The sequence below is a fragment of the Burkholderia sp. genome (assembly GCF_018375725.1).
Classification (GTDB): domain Bacteria; phylum Pseudomonadota; class Gammaproteobacteria; order Burkholderiales; family Burkholderiaceae; genus Burkholderia.
In genome coordinates this window covers 1-1,171 of sequence record NZ_JAHACR010000541.1, presented here as the reverse complement: position 1 = coordinate 1,171, position 1,171 = coordinate 1, and the positions used below count along the sequence as shown (strand labels likewise).

Below are 1,171 nucleotides of genomic sequence, written 5' to 3'. Positions count from 1 at the left end.
CGGGCTCGAGCGCCCGACGTCCGGCCGCGTTCGCGTGCAGGGCGTGGACGTCGGCGCGCTCGACGAGAACGGCCTCGTCGCCCTGCGCCGCCGCACCGGCATGGTGTTTCAGCATTTCAACCTGCTGTCCGCCAAGACGGTCGCCGAGAACGTCGCGCTGCCGCTGAAGATCGCCGGCGTGCCGAAGCCCGAGCGCGAACGGCGTGTCGCCGAGTTGCCCGAATGGGTCGGCCTGAGTGCGAAGCGGGGCGCGTATCCCGCCAGCCTGTCGGGCGGACAGAAGCAGCGCGTCGGCATCGCGCGTGCGCTCGTGCACGATCCGGAGGTGCTGCTGTGCGACGAGGCGACCTCGGCGCTCGACCCCGAGACGACGCAATCGATCCTCGCGCTGCTCGCCGACATCAATCGCCGTCTCGGCCTGACGATCGTGCTGATCACGCATGAAATGGAAGTGATTCGCGCGGTGTGCGATACGGTCGCGGTGATCGAGCAGGGCGAGGTCGTCGAAACCGGACCCGTGTGGCGCGTGTTCGGCGATCCGCAGCATGATGCGACGCGCGCATTGCTCAGCACGCTGGTTCACGATTTGCCGCCCGAACTGGCGGCGCGCGTGCGGCCGCTGTCGGCGGAGACGCCGCTGCCGGCCGGGGCGCAGATCGTCTTCGACGTCAGATATACGGGCGAGGATGGCGGCGAGCCCGACGTCGGCGCGCTCGCGGCTGCCCTCGGCGGTTCGGTGCGGTTCCTGCACGGCGGCATCGAGCGTATTCAGGGGCGTGCCCAGGGACGGCTCGTGATCGCGGCGTCCGCGGCAGGCGAAACCGGCGCGGTCGCGGCATTGCTCGCCCGCGCCCGGGGCCATGCAAACCGTGCGGAGGTGCTCGGCTATGTTTGAACTCTGGTGGCCTGAACTGCTCGATGCGATCCGCGACACGCTGTGGATGGTCGCGGCGTCGGCGGGCATCGCGGCGCTGCTCGGCATCCCGCTCGCGGTGATCCTCGTGACGACCGCGCCCGGCGGCATCTATGAACGGCGCGGTGTGAACGCGGTGCTCGGCGCGATCGTCAATGTGTTCCGCTCGACGCCGTTCATCATCCTGCTCGTCGCGCTGTTGCCGTTCACGCGTCTGCTCATCGGCACGATGATCTGGGTCTGGGCGGCAGTCGTACC

1 protein-coding gene and 1 pseudogene are annotated in these 1,171 nt (G+C 69.5%); both read left to right on the top strand.

Annotation, left to right across the window (positions count from 1 at the left end; translation table 11 throughout):
- On the top strand, positions 1–895 hold an 895-nt coding region (locus KH616_RS25235; protein ID WP_292255310.1), incomplete at its 5' end, for an ATP-binding cassette domain-containing protein.
- Positions 888–1,171: pseudogene (locus KH616_RS25230) on the top strand (ABC transporter permease); the annotation flags it as partial. The gene KH616_RS25235 and the pseudogene KH616_RS25230, both read left to right, overlap by 8 nt.